The organism is Arthrobacter methylotrophus, from assembly GCF_039539965.1.
GTDB lineage: Bacteria > Actinomycetota > Actinomycetes > Actinomycetales > Micrococcaceae > Arthrobacter > Arthrobacter methylotrophus.
Map to the genome: position 1 here is coordinate 3,337,374 of NZ_BAABED010000001.1, position 18,641 is coordinate 3,356,014.

An 18,641-nucleotide genomic window follows, 5' to 3' on the forward strand; every position below is an offset into this window, starting at 1 on the left:
GTCGACCGTTCCTGCTGGAAGCCTAGGTGATGGCGCTCACGAAGTAGCGCCATCACCATCACCGGTAAATTAGTCCCTACCCTTACCCCAGCACCACATTCACCGGCTTCTCACCAGCCAGCATCAACGAAATCTGTTTCTTGATCAGCCGGACCATACGAGGGAACATGGCCGAGCTTGCCCCGCCCACATGCGGCGTGATCAGCACACCGGAGACCGTCCACAAAGGATGGTCGGCGGGCAGCGGCTCCGGGTCGGTCACGTCCAAGGCAGCACGCAACCGTCCCGAAGAAGTCTCCCGCAACAAGGCTTCCGTGTCCGCCACGGGACCCCGAGCCACGTTGACCAACAACGCGCCGTCCGGCATCGCCGCGAGGAACCGGGCGTCCACCAGCCCACGGGTGGCCTCGGATAAAGGTACGGTGACCACCACGATCTCGTGCAGCGGCAACTGTTCGTACAGTGAGTCGACGCCGTAGATCCGGCCGCGTTCATCGTCCCGTTCGCGGCTTGCCATTCGCGTGACGTGCGTTTCGAACGGCAACAGCCTGGCTTCAATGGCCTTCCCCACTCCCCCGTAGCCAACCAGGAGAACGCGGCGGTCCGCCAGGCTGGGACGCTGGCCGGCACCCCACGCACCGGACGACTGGTTCCGCACAAACTCCGGAATCCCACGCTGGCTGGCGATCATGATCCCCAAGGCGAGTTCCGCCGTCGACGTCTCATGGACGTCCGCCGCGTTGGCGAAAACGCAACCCGACGGCAAGACGTCAGCGACGCCGTCGTACCCTATCGACTGGCTCTGCACCAACCCAACCGTCACGCCATCCAGCGCCGCGAGCGCATCTGGCCGGCCCATGTAGGGCGGCACCAGCAGGTCGAAGCCGTCCGCAGGTGCGGGACCAGTCAGGTCCCACACCAGGAACTCGACCTCGGCGGAAGGTTCCATCGCGTCCAGGAGTTTCTGATCGGGCAGGCACACACGCAGCGCGGTTCCGTTCATTTCCCTGTTCCTGCTTCCCTTTTGCGGGTGGTCTTTGCGGGACGACATGTCGCCCAACACCAATTTACTTTCCGCAAACCTCGCTGAGCCTTTGAGCCGCTCAGCGCGTACCAACGGGCACAGCCAAAAGCATCTCTCGGTAGTGCCCCGCGTGCGTCGCCAGTTCCTCGTCCTTCACACGGGGCGCAGAATGCAGGACCAGGGGTTCTTCCATCTCCAGACCGCAGAGGTGCGCAGTTGCTTCCAGGGGGCGGAAGAGTTCGGCCATGGTGAAGCGGTTGTAGCCTTCAGGTGCGTAGGACGATTCCGGACCGCCGGTTAAGATGACCAGACGCAGCCGCTTTCCGTGCAGCGCGTCTCCGCCGGGACCGTAGGCGAAACCATAGCCGAGGTGGAGTCATGGAAGGTTTATCTGTCTCAGTCGTTAGTCAGGACCACGCGGAAGCGTGCACGTCCGGACATCATGCGATCGAAGCCTTCTGCCGCCTTCTCCAGCGGGTAGGTCTCGACCATCGGGCGCACGCCGGTCAGGGCCGCGAAGCGGAGGGTGTCCTCGGAGTCTTTCGCTGTGCCCGAGGCATGCCCGGCGACGGAACTGCTGCCCATGACGAGGGCCGCCGCGCTGACAGAGAGGGGCTCGTGAGGAACACCGACGACCACGAGCCGCCCGCGGGCCGCGAGCCCCGAAATGGTCACCGACATGGCCTGCGCGTCGGTAACGGTGGCCAGGACCACGCTGGCTCCGCCTAGCCGCTTCAGCTCTGCCGCGACATCGGTGGTGGTGCTATCGATGTAATGGTGCGCGCCGAGCTCGCGGGCGAACGATTCCTTCTCGGCGCCGCGTGCAATCGCAACGGTTTCGAAGCCCATCTTGGCAGCGAATTGGACTCCGAGGTGGCCCAAACCGCCCAGTCCGACGACGGCGACAAGGTCACCGGGGCGCGCGCCGCTGTGGCGCAGTCCGTTGAACGTTGTGACGCCGGCGCACATCAACGGAGCGGCCTCCGCGAAGCTGAGCGCATCGGGGATCGCGGCGAGGGCGTCCGCCGGCGCCAGGAGGTACTCGGCGTAGCCCCCGTCGGCGGTCAACCCGGTGACCTTCCCGACTTGGCATGAGACGAAGTCGCCGCGCCTGCATGATTCGCACTCAAAGCATGCTCCGCCGAACCATCCGACGCCCACGCGCTGGCCCTGAGTCCATTGCGTCACCCCTTCGCCGAGGGTCTCGATGGTTCCGGCGATCTCGTGACCGGGGGTGCGGGGGTAAGAGGACGCCATGCCCGCGGCGGGCATCGAGTCGCTGTGGCAGATGCCGTTGGCGGCGACCTTTACCAGGACGTGCCCGCGGGGCACGTCGGGAATATCGCGCTCAACGATCTGAAGGGATGCGCCGGGTGCGGCGAATTGGACAGCTTTCATGACGGGGGTGCCTTTCGTGGGCAGGGGTGGGCGGTGGTCCGCACGTATCTGATGTTGGAGCCGGGGGGCCCGTACCGCAAGGGTCAGCGGACAATCTTGAAGTTGAAGTCCGGAGTGCCGAGTGCGCCCCAGAGACGGAGCCAAACCGGCAGGAGCATTTCGGTGCCGCGAGCGGTAGTGATGTCGCCGAGGTCGATCACGTCCTGGTGGCCGAATTCTTTCAGGAGCCCGGTAACGGTGTCCTTGGCGTCGGAGTCGTTCCCGGAAACGAACACGCTGCCCGCCTCGGTCAGCCGGTCCGGATGAGCCATAAGGGCGGCGTTCATCGTGTTGAGGGACTTGACCACCCGGGCGGCGGGAAATGCGCGTTGGATCTGCTCGCCGAGGGAGTCGGTGTCCTTGACGAACAGCGTCGGCGGCATGCCGGTGCTGAAATCGAGGGGGTTGGCGATGTCCAGGATGACCTTGCCATCGAGGCTTTCGGCTCCGGCCTGAGTCAGCACGTCCAGGGACGCGGCGCCGTTGGTGGCATTGACCACGAGTTCGGCCCCGGCCGCGGCCTCGGCGAACCCTGCCAAAGCGATGCCGGTATTCTCCGCGGCCCAAGCGGCGAACGGCGGGGTACCCATGGCGTCGGGCTCGGTGCGGGAAAGGGTGGCCTCCGGGTCGCGGGTGCCGATGGTGACGGTGTGGCCAAGTTCGGCGAGACGGGCTGCGATAGTGCGGCCAACAGTGCCGGTGCCGAGGATTGCTGTCTTCATGGATGGATCTCCGTATTCGGTGTGAAGTCGAGTGGATGAACGGTCAGCGGGTAAGGATTTTGAATCCGAGTTCCCGGCCCATGCCCTGGCCGATGGCGAGGGAGAACCAGAGGGCGACGAAATCGTCCACAATCTTGGCCTTGTCGTTATCCCCAACGCGGATCGGACGCAGCCCGGTGGACTCTATGAGGTTTTCGGCGACTGCCTGGGTGGGACCGGTGGGGCCGGTGTAGAGGAGGTCGCCGTTGAGCTCGCCATAGCGCGGGTTGGCGAAGTTCTCCCAGCCGAGGCTGTTGAACGCCCGGTACGCGTGGGCGGTAGGAGCGTATTCGGTAATCAGGGCCAAGCTATTCATGCTCGGGGCGCCGATGTTGTTGGTGGCGTCGATAACCACCTTGTCGGCCAGATGCTGGCCGTAGGCGGGGATAGCGTCTGCCATGGCACTGCCGTTGATCGCCCACACTACCGCTTCGGCTGAGTGGATGGCGTCCTCGATGCTCGTGAGGCTGGCCCCGGCACGGCGTGCGAGCTCAACAAGGTCATCCCGTTGAGGGTTGCGCGTGCCCATGGTGACGATGTGCCCTGCCTGCACGAAGCGGGCGGCAAGCGTTTGGCCGATAATGCCGGTGCCGATAACTGCTACGCGGATGGTATCCATGAGGGATTCCTCTCTGTTGTGGCGGATCAATTAGACGAGCTGCACGCCGCCGTCGACGTCCAGGACGGTACCCGTGACGAAAGTGTTGCCCATGAGGAACACGGCTGCAGTCGCGACATCCGAGGGCAGCCCGGCGCGGCCGGCGGGCACGCTCGCAGCGTAGCCGTCGAGCATGCCTTGGCGCATCTGCTCCGGCATTCCCGCGTAGGCCGGGGTGTCGACCAGGCCAGGGGCGATCACGTTCACCCGGATGGGGGCGAGATCGATTGCGTTGGCCTTGCCGAACGCCTCAAGCGCCGCGTTGATTGCGGCCATCATCGGGCGTCCCGGCGCATGCTTTCGGCTAGCGGCCCCGCCCACGAGGGTGATGGATCCGTCCTTGGCGATCCGGTCCGCTGCCGCGCGGACTGCCTCGTAGTAACCCCAGAACTTAGTGTCCATGAACGGCCGCGCTTCATCCGTGGACAGGTCCCGGACGCCACCCATGGCGCCGGGCCCGGCTGAGAGCACCAGGTGGTCAAAGGCCCCGGTCCGCTCAAACAAGGACTCGACGGAAGCGGTGGAGGTGAGATCCACGCGCTCTAGCGCCACCCCGTCGGGGAGGCTGACATCCTCGGTGGTGCGTGCGGCTGCCGTGACTCGGGCGCCTTCTGCTGCCGCGTGCTCGACGACGGCGCGTCCGATGCCGGATGTGCCCCCGATGACAAGGACGTGCTTACCGGCGAAGTTGTAAGGGCTCATGGGGTTCTCCCGTAAGTAGGACGTCGATCAGATGTGACGGATCGTTCTCGAACAGTTTGTGACGGAACGATCCGTCTGTCAAACTGGATGCAGGAAACAACAGAAGACGTTCAAAAGGAGTGTGTTTTTCGTGGCCCGCAAGAGTGGCGAGGAGAACCGGCGCAACGTGCTCGAGGTGGCGACACGCCTGTTCTATGAACGCGGCATTCGCGCAGTCGGGATGGACACCGTGGTCAAAGAGTGCGGCGTCGGCAATGCCACCATCTACCGCCAGTTCCCCACCAAGGATGCCCTCGCCACAGCCTATGTGCAAGGGCGCGCCGACGCCTGGTTCGAGCGCATGGAACAAGCCGCCGGGGAATCCCCCTCCCCCGAGGGCAAGCTAGTGGCAGTTTTTGAAGTGCTCGCCGGGGACACTGCCGGCGCCTCCTATCGAGGGTGCCCGATGCTGAACACCAACACCGAGTTCCCCGAGGGCAACCACCCGGCGCACCTCGTGTCCGTGGAACACAAGCAGCAGGTACGGGACTGGTTCCGCTCTCTCGCCGAACAGGCCGGCGCCCGGGACCCTGAAGAGCTCGCCGATGAACTGCTTCTCGTCCTCAACGGCGCCTACGCGACCGCCGCCGTGCTCGACGGCGCCACGTACGGTAGCCGCGCCCTCCGCCTTGCCCGGTTCCTCATCGAGGACGCCTGCCCGGACTCGTAGCGGCGTCGGGGTCCAGCCCGGGCACGCCCGAGCGCTCCGCTACCCGCTGGCCGTTGTCCCGCCTCCATCAACGTGCCTATAGTGGCGTCCATCGCACCCTTCTCTGAGCACCGTCCTGCCGTCCGGCACATCCTGCCGCCCGGCACGTTCTGCCACCTACAGGAGAGAACCTATGGAAAACCGCACGCTTGGTTCACTGACCGTCTCAGCCCTCGGCCTCGGCTGCATGGGCATGAGTGAGTTCTACGGCGAAGGGGACGAACGCGAATCCCTCGCCACCATCAACGCCTTCCTCGACGCCGGCGGCAGCCTGTTGGACACCGCCGACATGTACGGGCCTTTTACCAACGAAAAACTCGTGGGCAAGGCCATCGCCGGGCGCCGCGAGGACGCAGTGATTGCCACGAAGTTCGGAAACGAACGGCGCGACGACGGATCCTGGGTGGGCATCAACGGCAAGCCCGAATACGTTCGTTCCGCGTGCGACGCCAGCCTGCAGCGCCTCGGCGTGGACCATATCGACCTGTACTACCAGCACCGGGTGGACAAGACCGTCCCCATTGAAGACACCGTGGGCGCCATGGCCGAACTGGTCCAGGCCGGAAAGGTCCGGCACCTGGGACTCTCGGAGGCCGCACCGGAAACGATCCGCCGCGCCCACGCCGTGCACCGGATCACTGCATTGCAGACCGAGTACTCCCTGTGGGAGCGGGAGCCCGAAACGAAGGTCTTCCCGGTCCTGGAGGAGCTGGGCATCGGATTCGTTCCCTACAGCCCTCTCGGTCGCGGCTTCCTGACCGGGCAACTGCGCAGCGAGGAAGACTTCGCGGAGAACGACTTCCGCCGGCACTCACCCCGGTTCCAAGGCGAGAACTTCAAGCGCAACCTGGAACTGGTGGACCGGGTGAAAGAACTCGCCGACCAGAAGCAATGCACGCCAGGACAGTTGGCCCTCGCCTGGCTACTGGCACAGGGCAACCACATCGTCCCGATCCCCGGCACCAAGAAGCGCGAACGCCTGGCAGAGAACCTGGGGGCCACCGCCGTCGTACTTTCCGAACAGGACCTCAAACGGCTCGATGAACTCGCGCCGGCTGGTTCAACAGCAGGAGCCCGCTACCCCAACATGTCCAGCATCGACACCTAAGTCGAGGCTGTTCCGGGGGTAGCGGGCTCCGCTGGACTAACTATTGGGATTATTCGGCGGCAGTAGGCTCCGCCTGCTTGACCAAGGCAGCCTCAAGGTTGATTTTCACCTTGTCGCTGACCAGGAAACCACCGGTTTCCAGCGCCGCGTTCCACGTCAGCCCGAAGTCCTTACGGCTGATCTCGGTTTCGGCGGAGAACCCGGCGCGCGTCGCGCCGAAAGGATCAACAGCGACGCCGGTGAACTCGACTTCCAGCTCCACCGGCTTGGTGATCCCGCGGATGGTGAGATCGCCCGTGAGCGTGTAGTCCTCGCCGTCGCCCTCGGCGCGGGTAGCCCGGAAGGTCATCTCCGGGAACTTCTCGACGTCGAAGAAATCGGCGCCGCGGACGTGTGCGTCGCGGTTGGCATCACCGGAATCGAAGCTCGCCGTCTTGACGGATGCGTGGAGGGACGCATCGGCCAAGGAGTCGCGCACCCTAGCCTCTGCCGTGGCATCCGTGAAACGTCCACGGACCTTGCTGATGCCTGCGTGCCTGACGCTGAAGCCAATTTCACTGTGGGACATGTCCAGCAACCAAACGCCGGAAGTAAGACCTGAGGGAAGAGTCATGGTGGATCTCCTGATTTGCAAGAATTCGCGTGGATCGGTCCTCTCCACCCTTGTGGAGCCGGAACTTGAAGTCAAGGATTCCCGTGAGATTCGGCCCCCGTTCTAAGCCACGGGAGTAGCTAATCCGGCCACGAAGTCCTCAGCAAACCGCCTCACCCCGTCCCACTCGGTGTAGACATAGTCGCGCGAGGTGTCCGTATCCAGGCTCTCTTTGTCGCGCGCGATCATCTTCATCAGGTGGCGTTTGATGAACCCGTAGTGGGTGTAGAGCAGGGCGCCGCCAAAGAGCCCCACGTGCTTCGGACGCCACCCCGTCTCAGTCTCGAACTTCTCCACATAGCCCTCCGCGTTTTCCTCATCGCCGCGGGCTGCGAGGCTGACTGAGAAAAATGCGGAGGGGATGCGCTCAAGCACGTTGATGTTGTTCCGCACAAAGTCCCGGATGTAGACCTCGTGCTTGCCCATATGGACGGAAGCGCCCACGACGACGGCGTCGTACCCGTCCGGCAGGGGGCCTCCGGCGTCCTTGATATCCACCGTGTGCACCTCGTGGCCGTGGCCGCGAGCGACGTCGGCAATGAATTCCGCGATCTGGCCCGTCTGTCCTTCAACGGTCCCGTAAGCAATATAGATGTTGGCCATAGGGCAGTCTGACCCGCCCGCGCCCAGTCCGTGTAGGGTCCAAGGTCCTCCGGGTGCTTCCGTGGATGGAGGCCTCGGCGAGCGACCCGCCGCCCGATAGTCCACTTTTCCCCAGCCACCACTTGACTGGCGAGGATCGGCGGCCGAGAGTGTCACATGTGAGGCGTGAGGCCGTTCGGGAATATCTTGCGAGTGCCCTGTGGGCGATGCCGACAGGCGCCGTCGTCCTCGCGATCATCGCAGGGGCGGGCCTCTCTGCGGTGCAGCTCGGTCCGGAGTCGCCCCTCGCCGTCCTCCTCTTCCAAGGGACGTCCGATGACGCGCGGAACCTGCTCATCGGGATCGCGAGCACAATGGTCACGGTCATCGCTGTCGTGCTTGGGCTCACCGTTGTGGCCCTGCAGCTCGCCTCGACGCAGTTCAGCCCGCGGCTGCTGCGGAACTTCCTGCGCGACATCCCCAACCAGGTGACGCTCAGCGCCTTCGTTGCCACGTTCGCGTACAGCACGGCGGGCCTCTACACCGTCGGCATCGCCGGTGGACAGCGCACCCAGGACTACCCGCGCCTTGCGGTGAGCGGCGCACTGCTGCTGCTGTTCGTGAGCATGGTCATGCTCGTCTTCTTCGCCCACCATCTCTCGCATTCGATCCAGGTGGACCAAGTCATGAAGGGTGTCGAGAGGGCTACGCTCAAGGTGATCGAGCGGTCATTCGTCCCGGGCGATCCCGGTATTCACATGCCAAACCCGCCGCCTGGCGCCACAGCCTTGCCGGTACCGCAGTCAGGATATGTCCAGGCCCTCCATGTCGAACCGCTCATCGGGGTCCTCGCGCGCCGAGGCCTCACCGCCCGGATGGTGCCTATGGTCGGCCGGCACGTCATCGCCGGGTCCCCGCTCGCCTGGGTGTGGGAGAGCAACCGCGACGGCGAACGTCCCCTGGCCCCCGACGCCGGCACCGAACTGCGCCGGGCACTGGCACAATGCGTGCGGATCGGTTACGAACGGACCCTTGAGCAGGACGTCGCCTTCGGGATCCGGCAACTCGCCGACGTCGCGTCCAAGGCGCTTTCGCCCGCCATCAACGACCCCTACACCGCGAACCAGGCGGTGGACCATCTCGGCTCGATCCTCGCGGCCCTCTCACTCCGACAGCACGGCCCGCAAGCGGTGGCGGACGCGCAAGGTACGGTGAGGCTGCACGTACCGGCCCGCGATTTCGCCTATCTCATGGACCTGGCCCTCGGACAAGTGCGGCGGTACGGCGCAAACGAGCCTCGCGTCGTCCGGGCCCTGCTGCGGGTGTGCCGTGATCTCGTGTGGTTCGGCGACACGGCCCACCACGCCGCCGTGCGGCAGTATGTCGAGACCCTCATGAGCGACGTGACGCGGCTCGTGGCCCAGCCAGCCGATCGCGAACCCCTTCTCGCGGAGGGGGCGGCGGTGCTTGAGGCCTTCGACGCCGCGGACGGAGCGAGCGATGCCGCCAGCTAGGAGCGCAGGCGGGAGATTTGCTAACCCACGGCCCCCGGCCTCCGCCACATTGCCGCAAGCACGAACACCACCGCACTCAGCCCCAGCATCACCAGCACCATGAGCCCCCAGTTTGCTTGGTTCACCCCGGGCCCATAGAGCACACCGATCAGCACTGTCGCCGTAATGGCCCCGAGGTAACGGCACGTTTGGAAGATCCCGGCGGCCACTCCCCTGTCCTCCGGCCGCGCGGACACATACAGGCCTTGATTGGACGCCGTGCTGACCACGCCGTACGGCACGCCCATCAGCGCCGTAAGCACCAGCACCAGCGGAGGCCAGAAAGACAGCGTCAGCAGCCCCAACGCCCCGGAAGCAAGCGCCAAAAGCAAGACTCCCACGATCATCACGGACCGCACGCCGAACCGTTCCATGAATCGCACCGTCACTGGAGTCATGAAGACCGACATGGCAGCAAGGGGAAGCATGAGCAGGCCGACCACGCCGGCGTCGTACTTTGCCGCCTGCTGCAGCAACTGCGGAAGCCCAAAGAACGAAAAATAATAGACAGCGCTGAACACGGCGAAACCCAGGTACAAGAGCAGGAGCGGCCGGTTCCGGCCGAGCAGCCGCAGGTCCAGGAACGGCGGGCTGAACCGCAACTCGCGCAAAGCAAATAGCCCAGCCAGGACCACCGCGACGGTCAGGAACCACCAGCGGTAGGACGGCATCACGTTAAGCAGCGCCATCATGGCCAGCGTCAGCGAGGCGATGAAAGCCAGGATGCCCGGAATGTCGGAATCGCGCAGGAGGACCGAGAGCTTGCCGCTTTCGCGTGCGACGTCGGCCGGCGCCACCCGCCGGACCACCACCAAAGCGAGGAGGGAGATCGGCACGTTGATCGCGAACAGCGCCTGCCAGCCGACCAGGCTCACTAGGAGACCCCCGACGACGGGTCCCACCGCGGCTGCCGAGGTGTTCGCCATCTGGATTCGCCCCAGGGGCCGGGTGGAGCTGAGGTTCGCCTGCCGGCTGAGCGTCGAGACCATGACGACGGCGCACGGGTACGCCGTCGCGGTCCCTACCGCCATGAGCGCCCGGGCCACGCAGACTAGCGCGAAGTTCGGCGAGAACGGCGCCAACGCACAGGAAATAGCCACCACCGCCATACCGAAAGTGAACAACCGCCGGGGACCGAAACGATCCGCGAGCCTGCCCATCAGCGGCTGGCCCGCGGCCGAGGCAAGATAGAAGGACGTGATCACCCAGGTGACCGTAGCGACGTCAAGCGCGAAGTCCTCGCGCAGCACCACCAGGGCCACCGCAATCATGGACGAGTTCAGCGGATTCAGCGCTGTCCCCAGGCTGAGTGCAGCGATCGCTAGGCCAGGGCGGGGTTTGTTGCTCACGCCCCTAAGTCTGGTCCATGGTTGCCTCGGGTCACGAAACGACGCGTCTTGAACGTCTGCGGCGAGCCGTCAGCTCTGCGCTATCGACAGCAGCGGCTTCCGCTTACCGCTGGCGTCTGTAGTCAGCGTCGGGACCGGGGGCTTCGGCGGGGCCACTACCGGAGCAGGTGGCGGGGGTGGTGGCGGTGCCGGCGGAATGCAGGAGTAGTTGTAATCCAAGTCAGTGGTGAATTGGGTGAGTGCAACCACGCCGCCGGCCGTCAGGGGCGGGGCCGAGCAGAGTTCCATTGCCGACTCCGTAGACGTTGCTCCTGCAAGCCAGCTCTTGAGCCCGTTCAGATTGCTGTCGGGATGAAGCTGCCCGGCGATTACTCCGAACTGGTACGAGGTTGAATAGATGCCCACCGCCGCTCCAATGCTTTGCAGGTAGGCGGCCATGCCTTCAATATCGGCGGCGTTGGCCGCGGTGTCCCAGGACCACGCGTTCCCGGTCTCCACGTCCAGCCACCACATGTGCTTGGCGGGGTCGGGTACGCCGTAATGATTGACGTCGTCGAACGCGATGCCGTAACCGTAGAGGTAGGCGCACGCCGCCGAAGCCGTCCCGTCGCAGCTCCCGTACGGGTTTGGACGGCTCATGCCCACATCCGCATCGGATGCCGGCCACCACCCGCCGTACTCCGCGGGATTGGCGGTATTGACGTACAAGGCGACTGGCGACTGGCTGGTCCCGCCCACCGAGCCCTCAGCCCACTGAAGCTGCTCGGCCAAGCAGGGGTTCGCCGTTTCCGGCCTCCCCCCGTTCACGCCGACGATCCCGAACGCCTGGCCCGAAGGTAGCCCACCTCCGCATTGAGGCCACGAAATGTCGCTGCCCAAGGCTGCTGCCGGATCCGGAGACCCCATGGGTTCAGCATTCGCGGCGGAGAACGGTGTGGCTATCCAAGCAAACATAAGGCAAGCGACGGCCATGAGTTTTGCGGTTTTCATGATGAGCGTCCTTGGCATGGTTGAGGCCCTGCCGGGTTTGGTACTGCCATTGCTTCCCGGAAGCAATGGCAGCGAGCCTTCTTCGGCTCACAACGAAGCCTACGGACGCAAAACCGCGCAGCCTTGAGTGATCCCTACTGGACTTAGTTAACGAATCTGCGAGTGCCGGTGGTTAGGCACTTGCCCCCAAGCCTTTGACATACGCTGCCTGCCCCACATGCTGGAGGCAATCGGCGATGGTGCTGATAATCCGCACACCTAAAGTCACGGGCGGATCCCAGCGGGTGTCCACGATGCTATCCAGGTCCGTGTCATCGAGGGTTTTCAGGAACCCTGCCGTCTGCCGGTGAACGGCGTCATAGTATTCGAGCAGCAGCTCGGGCGGCGCCTCCACCGCGTCGACTTTCTCGCTCGTGTGGCCGTAGCCTGTATCCCGTTCGGGAAGGGGTAGGTTGAAACGTATGGCAAATCCCTGCGAGGTCCACACCTGTTCCAGGCCGGCCGCGGAGGCGAGCTGTACGTCCTCCACCCGGCTGAGATGCCAGATCAACCACGCGATCGAGTTTCCCGTGCCTGAAGGCCGATGGACCAGGGACTCGCCGTCGAGCCCTGCAAGGGTGGCCGCGACGATGTCACGGATCCGGCCAAAGGCATCCAGCAGCAGTTCGTTGGATTTCATCGAGTCCCCTAGCTGTGCGTTGTGCGTGAACCCATTTTTCCACGGAAGCCACACCTCATCCGGGGATCAGCAGGCATAAGCTACAAACAGGACGTCTCTTCCACCGCCGGGGGGCTCATCATGGACACTGAATTCGCTGATGTCATCGATCATGATGTCACCACCATCACGTGCATCTGCAGCAACACTGTCAGCAAGGACGGACTGATACAGGCCGACTCAAAAGGCATCCCGGTCTACGTTGGACGGGACACGTCCGTCCCCGCCGGGCTGGCCCCATGGCCCGAAGACGAGGACCTCTACACCCTTTGTCCATCATGCGGCCGCGTGTACCGGGATGCGGTCATCGAAGAGACCGGCACGGCTCCCGTTGCTTTCCGGGTCGATGTCACCACTGGCCCGGTCGCTAAGGCAATCCAAGCTCATTGGGACCTCAACACCTAGGGAGTGCCCGGGACACCTAGGGAGTGCCCGGGGTTCGGTCGGCGTTGAGTTAGACGTCCGGCTCCGCGCCGTCATTTACTCTGCCGGAATCGTGCAGCAGATTGTCGTTGTTTCAGAGACCGCCCGTGGTTCCACCCTGGAAGTCCCAAATGGGGTGATGAATTTCACTCAAAGAAATCCATATTTGGAGTGGCCGCATCTTTGCCGCAAGAATATTACAGTGTCAATTATATTGTTCTTAATCTGCATCCGGAGTTGTTTAATCCAACGCCTCCGCACAGCCGCAGGCCAGTCGGCTTGCACCTCTTGAACACAAGATTTCCTGGGCACAGTCTAGACACGGAAACCCCGCGCCGGCCTTCCAGGGGGCGGACGCGGGGCTTCAATTACTCCCGAAGAGTGGAGTGGCTCTTTCCTTTGGGGCTCAGATCAGCCCAAGCGCACGGGCAACGTATGTGATGAGAGAGGTTGCCCACCCCATAACAACGGGTCCAAATATGGTGACCAACTGTGAAATGATGGCTTCGATCCTAATCAGCTCCTTGTTGTTTCAAAACAGCCGGAAATCGGCCGCCTTGGTTGGTGACATAAATGTATCTTACAAAGTAGTTAAATAACAACACTTGTCGCGCATATTTACAGATCGGTCAATTTTTCGGCACAACATTTGTCATTCGGTAGGCTCGCGACTGCATCCCCCGGGGCGACGGACCCGAGTGCAGATCGGGCATATCAACTGAGGGTGACCACGGGTTCGCCTGCAGCCGTCAGCCCGGTCCCGGCGGTGCAGCTCCCTGAGCGGACATCGCCGTCGTTGTAGATTTGCCGGAGGCAACTCCGCAGCGCCAGCTGACCCCAGTAATTGGGGTGCAGTGATTCCTGGATGTAGTAGTCGCTGAATATGGCGCTCGCCGTCCGGACTTCACTGATCCACTCACTGACGTCGACTGCACCCGGGGCTCGCCAGCCGGCCAACGGGGTGTTGTTGAGCTTCTCTGTAGTGGAGGCGCACAGTTCGTGGCCGCTGAAGAGGGTGGACACATCAACCGTTTGCACATTGGCCACTTTGGACGCTGCGATGCCGGAGGCAATGGTGGAGTTGATGGCAGGCAGGGCAGTCCCGGTGGCCCAGTCAAGGTCAGCGTTCCAGAATCCGCAGCCGTACATGCTTTGACGGCTGAATCCGCCCTCCGGGTAGGAAATATTCGTGCTACGGGGCAGCGGTGAAACGTAGTTCTGAACCACCAGGCCGTAGTCACCTGCGGAGTAGCCCGCATTGGTCATGGCTTTGGCGACATTGGCCAGCGCGGTGCCTATCCGCGACGCCACGGCTGCCCGGTTGCTCGCAGAGAAGTTACCGGCCACCGCGGCGGAGTCCTTGCAGTGGCTCGGAAACCGCGAAGGGCTGGTCAGGAACATGGAGACGCAGGTTGCGATGATTTCCGGGAAACCGAGATCGTTCCCGCCGATGGATACAGCCACCATTTTCACCCGGTTAGCCGAGGCGAAGGTCTGCAAGGCCAGAGCCTGTCCGAGGTTCCCGGCGCCGTCGTCATAAAAATCCAGTCCGGGCTTGAACTTTCCGAAGGCGTTCCACGCCGTCGCGGTCCCGGCCGCGGAGCAGGACAGGTTGAGTGCATTGGCCTGTCCGATCCTGATCTCCGCCGACGACGAGCGGTGGCAGCCGGCAATTCTCTCTGTGTTACCGGCGTCGAGATAGGCGGCACCGCCCAACGCGTCAGTCTGCGCCGGGTCACTCGAGTTGCCTGCCCAGCGGCCAGCCTCGCCCGAAATATAGGAGTCCCCGACACTCACCACCCACGAGTCTCCGGCGGGAAGGGCCGCCTGAACAGGGCCGGCGGTCAACCCGGACAAAACAACGCCGAGGGCCAGCGATGCGCCGAGCGCCCCTTTGCCAAAAATCCAGCGCCGATCGGCCAATAGCGCTGGTACACGGAATAATTTCATTGGTCATCCTTTTTCCTGCCCGCGGCAAATGCTGCGATGGACAGGTTGCCGGCACCCGGCCGCCTCCAGCCCGACGCCGTAATCAGCAGGAAAAAGTCTGATCCGAACGGAACCGCCCTGCGGATCGAATCCAGCGGACGGCTTGGGGGCGAGTCTACGGTCTAGTTACCGGCCAGTAAAGTAGAGCGAACCCATCAAAGGTGGGGCCGCCCGCGGCGGGACGCCCGCCGTCGTCGATGGCTGACGCGCGCCAGGGATGGCGCCGCTACTCGGCAAAAACCTGCTTGGCGATCGCCGTCGCGGACATAGCCTTTGGCCAGCCCGCGTAGAAGGCCAGATGCGTGATCGCCTCGCTGAGTTCGACCTCGCTCAGCCCATTCGCCTTCGCCAAGCGCAAGTGCCCTACCAGCTGTTCGGTGCTGCCGCTCGTGACCAGGCAGGCAACGGTGATGAGGCTCCGATCGCGTTTGGCCAACTCGAGTCGTTCCCAGACGTCTGCGAAGAGGACGTCGTCCGTGAGCGAGGCCAATTTGGGCGCGATATCCCCAACGAGTTGCTGGGCGCGGGATTGTTCGGTCATGTCGTTCTCCTTGTAGATGTTGGGGAATGCACTATGTCTTGCGCTGTTTCGGTGTCTCGGTAGGAAACCAGCTGTTGAGCGGTTGGAGCCCTTCCCACGACCGGGAGCCGGGGCGGTCCCGATTCAGGCCTGGCCTGCGGGGCGCAACAAGATCTCGTTGATGGTGAGGTGCCGCGGGCGGGTCACAGCGAACGCGATGACCTCTGCGATGTCTTCGGCTGTGACAACCACTTGGCTGTACAGCGCCTCGGCGCCGGCCCGGGTCTGCTCGTGCGTGATGTGGCTCGGCAGCTCCGTGGCAACCGCCCCCGGCTCGATGACGGTCACGCGGATCCCTGGCTGAAGTTCTTGCCGGAGCGATTCCGACCAGCCGTTGATCCCCCACTTGGTCGCGGCGTACACGCCATTGCCGGGACGGGCTGTCCTCCCGGCGACAGACGAGATGTTCACCAGGTCGCCGCCACCGTCGCGGAGCTGGTCCAGGAAGATTTCCGTCGCGGTGATCGCCCCGATGAGGTTCACTTCGATCATCTGGCGGTAGTCGTCCTTCTGCTCCGTGGAGAACGGACCCAGCAACATCATTCCGGCGTTATTCACCAAAATATCGGTTCCGCCGAATTCCGCCTTGACCCGTTCCGCAGCCGCGACCAGGGAAGCGCGGTCGGTGACATCCGCTTCAACGGCAAGGGCGCCATCCCCGAGCTCATCCGCCAGCGCCTGAATCCGGTCAACCCTCCGTGCGAGCAACGCTACCCTGTACCCATTGACAGCCAGGGCCCGCGCCGTGGCGGCCCCGATTCCTGACGACGCGCCGGATGACGGCAACCCGGCCTGCTCCAGTACTCATGGTTCTGTCCCTTTTTCAGTGAGAGTTTTGGCTACATTCCCATCGTAGAAACGCACGGCTGAACGAGGCAGGGACCGCTATTACCTGTTTTCCACGGGGCGGCCTCAAATCCATTGACATGTGACTAAATGGTCACCTATTCTGGATCTATGGACGCCGTCTTCAAGGCACTCTCCGACCCCACCCGCCGGGACCTGCTCGATGAGCTCTTCCGCGAGGACGGCCAGACGCTGAGCGCTCTTGAAGCTCGGTTCGACATGACCCGCTTCGGGATCATGAAGCACCTCAAGATCCTTGAGGACGCCGGACTGGTTGTGACCCGCCGTCGTGGTCGCGAGAAGCTCCATTTCCTGAATCCGGTACCCATCAGGCTCGTCCACGACCGCTGGGTGAGCAAATATGCAGAACCATGGGCCGCTGCATTGAGCGACCTCAAAACCAGATTGGAAAATCCCGTGGAAAAAATCTTCGAAATCTACATCAAGACCACCCCGGAGCGGCTGTGGGAAGCCATCACGGACAGCAACATCCGCAGCAAATACCAGTTCGGCAACACCCACGTCGCGGACTGGACACCCGGCGGTCACTACGAAATGCACAACCCCAAAGCCAACGGAATGGTCCTCGGCGAAGGCGAAAATGTGGAGGTCGATCCCCCGCGCCGGCTTGTCCAGACCATGCGCGCGCTCTGGGGCGAGGACGTCAAGGCCGAGGGCACGTCACGCGTCACCTGGGAGATCGAACCCGTGGGCGATTCCTGCCACCTCACCGTCACCCACAGCGACTTGCGCGAAGGCGGCAACGACCAGATCTACGGCGGTTGGCCGATGATCCTCTCCGGCCTGAAGACGTGGCTTGAGACAGGTGAGGTCCTCACCACTCCGGGCTCGCTGATGTACTCCTAAGGGTCGACGGCGGCGCGCCCGGGCGGCCTGCCAGGAACCGGCGGTCCGTCAGGCCTTGGCGGCCGGGGCGAGAGCCGCATTGAGGTAATCCAGGTGCGCGGGTGTCGGGGACGTCGTGTTCGCGGCGTATTCCGGGTGCTTGGTGAGAAACGCCTGAATGAAAGGGCACACCGGCACAATCCGCAGTCCTTCACTCACCGTTTCACTCAGAGCCACCTGGGCGAGCCTGCCGGCAAGACCTTGTCCGCCGTACTCCTCGTTGATCACGGTGTGGTAGAAGATCCGCTGCGGGGACCCGCCGTCGTCGTACGTCTTGTACGCGGCCTTGCCGATCACGCCGCCGTCAGCCAGCACTTCAAAACGCTCGCGGTCAACGTTGTGGCGGAAGGTGGCATCAGTCATCGTTAGCTCCTTGATGGGGTTCTCTGACCAACCTTAACCTCGGAGGCGGGACCTTGTTCCGCTGCCACCTTGTCGGGTAACTCCAAGTTTTCTCCAAGTCCAAATTTGGACTTGGAGAAAACTTGGCGGAACCTATTTCCTCGCAAGTTTCGCCGCCAGCTGCGGAGGGGCCTTCCAGACGAACGCCTTGCTTACACGGCTCTTGTGAAGATACCCGCGGCTTACGAGATCGTTCAGGTCCGCCCTGGCCGTTTCATCCGAGACACGATTCCTCGCGGCGTCGGAACGAACGGTAACGGCTTTATCCCCGTCGCGCACCAAGTGCTCCAAAACATCGATCTGGCGACGATTGAGATCGATACCGGAGTCAAGTGCCGTTCGCACTTCAAGCATCTCTTCAGCTTTCGCTGCCAAATACTGATCGAGTTCATTGAGGGCGCGAATGAACACGTCGAGTTGATAGTGGATGAAATAAGTGAGATCGCCTTCATCATCTTCCGTGTACAGGTATGCATGCGCATAGGCAGATGGCGCCGTCTTGAGTATTTTCGAGATGGTCACATATTCACTGAGCCAATAGCCCTGGTTGAGCATCGTCCAATAGAAGAGCGCGCGGGCGGTTCGGCCGTTTCCGTCGGCAAAATAGTGGTCATAACCCACCATGAAGTGGACGACGACGGCGCGAACCACGGGGGGAATGTACGCCGAACCGCTACCGCCATTTGCGAAACGGCAAAGTGCAGCCAGGCGCTCGGGAAGCTGAACGGCGGGCGGAGGGGCATGGAGCTTGACGTCATTGTCCCAGACAGCGACTCGTGTATGATCCGGCGTCTCAAGCCGTCCGGCATCGGCGGGATCCTCCAAAGTGTCCTCGGTAAGGAACCGGTGTAGTTCGAGGACGAATTCCGGAGTCAAAGGAGATTGTGCCGCGTCCCGGATGCGCTGCATCGCCACATAGTTGTTCACGATCATGATTTCGGATTTGTCTTCAGGCTCCCTGCCCGATTCCAGCAGCTCTTTGGCAACCCGCCGTGGCGTTGAAGCCCCCTCCAACTGACTGGAGGTTATCGCCTCCTCAACAAGGGACTTTGCGATGTATTCATTGCGTCCCTTGGAACCCACAACATGTTCCTGGGACTTGATGCTTCCACTCGCGCGCCGCGCGATTTCCTCGGATCCCTGAAGCAGGGTGTCGGTCATCGAAAACCAGAAGGGCACCCCGTTTTGATCGTTGAGTTCAACAACCCTTGGC

General features: G+C 63.2%; 21 protein-coding genes and 1 pseudogene. 6 read left to right on the top strand and 16 right to left on the bottom strand.

What is annotated here, in order from left to right; genetic code table 11:
• Positions 1-82 precede the first annotated feature (82 nt).
• From ABD884_RS17380 to ABD884_RS17405, 6 genes and pseudogenes are all read right to left on the bottom strand, one after another.
• Positions 83-1,003, bottom strand: a complete 921-nt coding sequence (locus ABD884_RS17380; protein ID WP_345048513.1) for a 2-hydroxyacid dehydrogenase — start codon at positions 1,001-1,003, stop codon at positions 83-85.
• A 100-nt stretch (positions 1,004-1,103) separates the two neighbouring features.
• Positions 1,104-1,376: pseudogene (locus tag ABD884_RS17385) on the bottom strand (NAD(P)H-dependent oxidoreductase); the annotation flags it as partial.
• A 44-nt stretch (positions 1,377-1,420) separates the two neighbouring features.
• The gene (locus ABD884_RS17390) at positions 1,421-2,422 is read right to left on the bottom strand and encodes an alcohol dehydrogenase catalytic domain-containing protein (protein ID WP_345048516.1); all 1,002 of its coding nucleotides are present in this window, start codon (positions 2,420-2,422) and stop codon (positions 1,421-1,423) included.
• 83 nt (positions 2,423-2,505) lie between these two features.
• Positions 2,506-3,183, bottom strand: a complete 678-nt coding sequence (locus ABD884_RS17395; RefSeq protein WP_345048518.1) for an NADPH-dependent F420 reductase — start codon at positions 3,181-3,183, stop codon at positions 2,506-2,508.
• Between the two features lie 43 nt (positions 3,184-3,226).
• Entirely contained in the window at positions 3,227-3,841 is a 615-nt protein-coding gene (locus ABD884_RS17400) for an NADPH-dependent F420 reductase (RefSeq protein WP_345048521.1), read from the bottom strand.
• A 30-nt stretch (positions 3,842-3,871) separates the two neighbouring features.
• Positions 3,872-4,582: an SDR family oxidoreductase gene (locus ABD884_RS17405; protein ID WP_345048523.1), complete on the bottom strand. Its 711-nt coding sequence runs from the start codon at positions 4,580-4,582 to the stop codon at positions 3,872-3,874.
• A gap of 130 nt (positions 4,583-4,712) precedes the next feature.
• Here ABD884_RS17405 and ABD884_RS17410 point away from each other — a divergent pair, with 130 nt between their 5' ends.
• A complete protein-coding gene (locus ABD884_RS17410) occupies positions 4,713-5,291 on the top strand; it encodes a TetR/AcrR family transcriptional regulator (RefSeq protein ID WP_345048526.1) in 579 nt (192 codons plus the stop codon).
• A 172-nt stretch (positions 5,292-5,463) separates the two neighbouring features.
• Positions 5,464-6,438, top strand: a complete 975-nt coding sequence (locus ABD884_RS17415) for an aldo/keto reductase (protein WP_345048530.1) — start codon at positions 5,464-5,466, stop codon at positions 6,436-6,438.
• 49 nt (positions 6,439-6,487) lie between these two features.
• Here ABD884_RS17415 and ABD884_RS17420 read toward each other — a convergent pair whose 3' ends face one another.
• Positions 6,488-7,051: a YceI family protein gene (locus ABD884_RS17420; protein ID WP_345048533.1), complete on the bottom strand. Its 564-nt coding sequence runs from the start codon at positions 7,049-7,051 to the stop codon at positions 6,488-6,490.
• A 102-nt stretch (positions 7,052-7,153) separates the two neighbouring features.
• The gene (locus ABD884_RS17425) at positions 7,154-7,693 is read right to left on the bottom strand and encodes a flavodoxin domain-containing protein (RefSeq protein WP_345048537.1); all 540 of its coding nucleotides are present in this window, start codon (positions 7,691-7,693) and stop codon (positions 7,154-7,156) included.
• A 158-nt stretch (positions 7,694-7,851) separates the two neighbouring features.
• On the opposite strand from ABD884_RS17425, the gene ABD884_RS17430 reads away from it, so the two are divergent.
• Entirely contained in the window at positions 7,852-9,186 is a 1,335-nt protein-coding gene (locus ABD884_RS17430) for a DUF2254 domain-containing protein (RefSeq protein ID WP_345048540.1), read from the top strand.
• Between the two features lie 20 nt (positions 9,187-9,206).
• Here ABD884_RS17430 and ABD884_RS17435 read toward each other — a convergent pair whose 3' ends face one another.
• The gene (locus tag ABD884_RS17435) at positions 9,207-10,574 is read right to left on the bottom strand and encodes an MFS transporter (RefSeq protein ID WP_345048544.1); all 1,368 of its coding nucleotides are present in this window, start codon (positions 10,572-10,574) and stop codon (positions 9,207-9,209) included.
• Positions 10,575-10,643: 69 nt separating this feature from the next.
• On the bottom strand, positions 10,644-11,564 hold the full coding sequence (locus tag ABD884_RS17440) for a glycoside hydrolase family 25 domain-containing protein (RefSeq protein WP_345048548.1): 921 nt from the start codon (positions 11,562-11,564) through the stop codon (positions 10,644-10,646).
• On the opposite strand from ABD884_RS17440, the gene ABD884_RS17445 reads away from it, so the two are divergent.
• Complete coding sequence (locus tag ABD884_RS17445) at positions 11,545-11,691, top strand: hypothetical protein (protein WP_345048550.1); 147 nt, start codon at positions 11,545-11,547, stop codon at positions 11,689-11,691. The genes ABD884_RS17440 and ABD884_RS17445 overlap by 20 nt on opposite strands.
• A 45-nt stretch (positions 11,692-11,736) precedes the next feature.
• Here the strand turns inward: ABD884_RS17445 and ABD884_RS17450 are convergent, their stop codons facing one another.
• Complete coding sequence (locus ABD884_RS17450; RefSeq protein ID WP_345048554.1) at positions 11,737-12,243, bottom strand: mycothiol transferase; 507 nt, start codon at positions 12,241-12,243, stop codon at positions 11,737-11,739.
• A gap of 120 nt (positions 12,244-12,363) precedes the next feature.
• Between ABD884_RS17450 and ABD884_RS17455 the strand changes: the two genes are divergently transcribed.
• Complete coding sequence (locus ABD884_RS17455; protein WP_345048556.1) at positions 12,364-12,687, top strand: hypothetical protein; 324 nt, start codon at positions 12,364-12,366, stop codon at positions 12,685-12,687.
• A 732-nt stretch (positions 12,688-13,419) separates the two neighbouring features.
• Here ABD884_RS17455 and ABD884_RS17460 read toward each other — a convergent pair.
• The 3 genes from ABD884_RS17460 to ABD884_RS17470 form a co-directional block, all read right to left on the bottom strand.
• Positions 13,420-14,655, bottom strand: coding sequence for an SGNH/GDSL hydrolase family protein (locus ABD884_RS17460; protein ID WP_345048559.1), 1,236 nt, complete (start codon positions 14,653-14,655; stop codon positions 13,420-13,422).
• A gap of 265 nt (positions 14,656-14,920) precedes the next feature.
• The gene (locus tag ABD884_RS17465; protein ID WP_345048562.1) at positions 14,921-15,235 is read right to left on the bottom strand and encodes a carboxymuconolactone decarboxylase family protein; all 315 of its coding nucleotides are present in this window, start codon (positions 15,233-15,235) and stop codon (positions 14,921-14,923) included.
• Positions 15,236-15,358: 123 nt separating this feature from the next.
• Positions 15,359-16,060, bottom strand: a complete 702-nt coding sequence (locus ABD884_RS17470; protein WP_345048565.1) for an SDR family oxidoreductase — start codon at positions 16,058-16,060, stop codon at positions 15,359-15,361.
• 171 nt (positions 16,061-16,231) lie between these two features.
• On the opposite strand from ABD884_RS17470, the gene ABD884_RS17475 reads away from it, so the two are divergent.
• Positions 16,232-16,987, top strand: a complete 756-nt coding sequence (locus tag ABD884_RS17475; protein WP_345054994.1) for an ArsR/SmtB family transcription factor — start codon at positions 16,232-16,234, stop codon at positions 16,985-16,987.
• Between the two features lie 48 nt (positions 16,988-17,035).
• Here the strand turns inward: ABD884_RS17475 and ABD884_RS17480 are convergent, their stop codons facing one another.
• Together ABD884_RS17480 and ABD884_RS17485 are read right to left on the bottom strand one after the other, a co-directional pair.
• The gene (locus tag ABD884_RS17480; RefSeq protein WP_345048568.1) at positions 17,036-17,389 is read right to left on the bottom strand and encodes a GNAT family N-acetyltransferase; all 354 of its coding nucleotides are present in this window, start codon (positions 17,387-17,389) and stop codon (positions 17,036-17,038) included.
• 132 nt (positions 17,390-17,521) lie between these two features.
• The gene (locus ABD884_RS17485) at positions 17,522-18,607 is read right to left on the bottom strand and encodes a Fic family protein (RefSeq protein WP_345048571.1); all 1,086 of its coding nucleotides are present in this window, start codon (positions 18,605-18,607) and stop codon (positions 17,522-17,524) included.
• Positions 18,608-18,641 lie beyond the last annotated feature (34 nt).